Source organism: Mesorhizobium sp. M1A.F.Ca.IN.020.06.1.1 (genome assembly GCF_004023265.1).
Taxonomy (GTDB): Bacteria; Pseudomonadota; Alphaproteobacteria; order Rhizobiales; family Rhizobiaceae; genus Mesorhizobium.
Genome location: NZ_RZSR01000807.1, coordinates 1 through 2,784, shown reverse-complemented (window position 1 = coordinate 2,784; position 2,784 = coordinate 1). Strand labels below are relative to the sequence as shown.

The 2,784-nt window shown below is 64.6% G+C and carries 2 protein-coding genes; one reads left to right on the top strand and one right to left on the bottom strand.

Annotated features, from left to right (window positions below; all coding sequences use genetic code 11):
- Positions 1 to 104: 104 nt before the first annotated feature.
- Positions 105 to 416, top strand: coding sequence for a PilZ domain-containing protein (locus EOA60_RS27260; protein ID WP_066998925.1), 312 nt, complete (start codon positions 105 to 107; stop codon positions 414 to 416).
- Between the two features lie 51 nt (positions 417 to 467).
- On the opposite strand, the gene EOA60_RS27255 is transcribed toward EOA60_RS27260, so the two are convergent.
- Complete coding sequence (locus EOA60_RS27255) at positions 468 to 2,273, bottom strand: ABC transporter ATP-binding protein (protein WP_095825226.1); 1,806 nt, start codon at positions 2,271 to 2,273, stop codon at positions 468 to 470.
- Between the last annotated feature and the right edge of the window lie 511 nt (positions 2,274 to 2,784).

Below are 2,784 nucleotides of genomic sequence, written 5' to 3'. Positions count from 1 at the left end.
CATAACGCATATGTGACCCGACGAGCATGCCGCGCGTTGCGGTGCGCGAACATCGGTGCTTTGTGTGGTTAATGCAGTGCCGATTCGGCTAATGGCGTCGATCGATGACGAACTCCGCGCAACCACTTGAAGAAAACTCCGGCGAACACCGGCGCGAGCACCGCCAGCGCGTGCTCAAGGGCGGGACGATCATCACCGGTATCCAGAATTCCGAGGTCAGTTGCACGTTGCGCAATCAGAATGCCGGTGGCGCCGAGCTGAAAGTCGCACCGGAATCACGCGTTCCCGATCGTTTCCTGCTCTACGTCCCGCTCGATGGCGTGGCTTATCGCGCGGAAGTCCGCTGGCGCCGCAACGACCGCGTGGGCGTCAAGTTCACCGGTACCGAGGCCAAGCCCAAGTTGCACTACGGCTGACGGTCGGTCCGCAAGGCGGGAAGGCACCCGGCCGAAGCCGGATGCCTTTCCTCAGGCGACCAGGCCTTTGGTGAGTTCGAGCGCCTGGCGCTCGAACAGCCGCCGGTAGATACCGCCGTTCAGCCGGATAAGCTCGTCATGCGAGCCTTCCTCGATGATGCGGCCGCGGTCGAAAACCAGCAGCCGGTCGAGTGCCCGCACGGTCGAAAGCCGGTGTGCGATGACCAATGTCGTGCGCCCGACCATCAGCCGCTCCATCGCCTTCTGGATGAGCACCTCCGATTCGGAATCCAGGCTCGATGTCGCCTCGTCCAGGATCAGGATGCGCGCATCGGCCAGGAAGGCGCGCGCGATCGCCACGCGCTGGCGCTCGCCGCCCGACAGTTTCACACCGCGCTCGCCGACCAGGGTTCCGTAACCCTTGGGCAGATCGGCAATGAAGTCGTGCGCGCTGGCGAGCTTCGCGGCATGCTCGATCTCGGCCTGCGTTGCGCCCGGCCTGGCATAGGCGATGTTCTCGGCCAGCGACCGGTGAAACAGGATCGGCTCCTGCTGCACGATGGCGATCTGGCTGCGCAACGATGATTGCGCAACCTTCGAGATGTCCTGGCCGTCGATCAGTATCCGGCCCCCGTTCACGTCATAGAGGCGCTGGATCAGCTTGACGAAAGTTGTCTTGCCCGATCCCGAATGCCCGACCAGCCCGACGCGTTCACCCGCGGCGATCTCGACCGAGAAGTCGCGATAGAGCGGCAGCCGGTGATTGCCGTAATGGAACGTCACCTTGTCGAACGCAATGCTGCCGTCGGTGATCCGGATCGGAGCGGCACCGGGCCGGTCCTCGATGCCGAGCGGTTCGGACTGGAAATCGACCAGCTCTTCCATATCGTTGATGGAGCGCTGCAGGTTGCGGATATGCGTGCCGATATCGCGCAGATAGCCCTGCAGGACAAAGAACGACGTCAAAACAAAAGCGATGTCGCCGGCACTCGCCTCGCCCCAGGCCCAAAGCATGAGCGCAAGGCCGATCACGGCCGCCCTCATCAAGAGCAGCATCGTGCCTTGCGCGGTGCCGTTGAACGTGCCGCGCACCCAGGTACGGCCCGTGCGCAGACGCCATTTGGCGACCACGCGGGCAAGCCGCGCTTCCTCGCGCGCCTCGGCGCCAAAACCCTTGACCACGGCATTGCAGCTCACCGCGTCGGCCAGCGCGCCGCCGAGGCGTGTATCCCAGCTGCTGGCGAGGCGTGCCGCCGGTGCGACGTAGCCAAGCGACAGCATGGCGGTGACGGCGATGAACAGCACCGAGCCGATCGCGACCACCAACCCCATCATCGGCCAGAACCAGCCGAGCAGCAGCGTCGAGCCGACCAGCATGACGAACGACGGCAGCAGCGCGATCAGGATCGTGTCGTTCAGCAGGTCGAGCGCCCACATGCCACGCGTTATCTTGCGCACCGTCGAGCCGGCGAAGCTGTTGGCGTGCCAGTCCGTCGAGAAGCGCTGGACGCGGTGGAACGCGTCGGCGGCGATGTCCGACATCATCTTCAACGTCAGTTCGACAATCCCCATGAAGGCGGCGTTGCGCAGCACCACGGCCGCCAACGCCAGCGCCATCAGGATGGAGAACGCCGTCATTGCGGCGTGCCACGCAACCTCGTCGGCGCCGGCGCTGCTGGCGACCGCGTCGACCAGCCGGCCGGAATAGAGCGGCGTCAGCACGTCGGCCAGCGTCGAGAGCAGGAATGCGCCCATGATGAGCGACAGGCGCCACGGCTGGCGGCGCCAGTGGCCAAGCGTGAAGCCGAGCACGCTGCGAAAGGCGCTGGCGCGCAGATCTATTGTGAAACGAGCCATGATGTCATCCGGGCGCAGAGAGGCCCGGTCCCGCTAAAATCAAATTGGAAAACCCGCGCCAGCGCCCTATGGCGCCCTTAGAACGGGGAGGTTCAGTATGGCTGGTCGCGCGCCCTCGGTGGCGACCGGCAGAGCCAGATGCCTGCCTGCGGATGGCCTTCCGAACGGAGTTCGGACGGCCGGTGCAGATCTAGGCTTCGCGGCCTCGCATAACGATGTCAAATCCTGCCATACGGTCCTCCCGAAAGGGAATCGCGGAAGCGCTCTTATAGAGGCGGCTCACCATCTCGCCAAGGCAGGGCGGCGCCAGGAGGGCGTCTTGTCCGGCCACTGAGACGATTTTGCAACAATGGTGGGTTGCGCCGCCAACAGCGCCGGTTCAGGCGAACAGCTTTGCGTTTCAGCGGACTAGCTGCGATCCCGGAACCGATTGGTGATCGGGTAGCGGCGGTCGCGGCCGAAATTCTTCTTCGTGATCTTCACGCCTGGGGCCGCCTGCCGGCGCTTGTAC

Bases quoted from the DNA above. Each gene is read 5' to 3' on its own strand.
- EOA60_RS27260 (WP_066998925.1), top strand. From the start codon at position 105: ATGACGAACTCCGCGCAACCACTTGAAGAAAACTCCGGCGAACACCGG.
- EOA60_RS27255 (WP_095825226.1), bottom strand. From the start codon at position 2,273: ATGGCTCGTTTCACAATAGATCTGCGCGCCAGCGCCTTTCGCAGCGTG.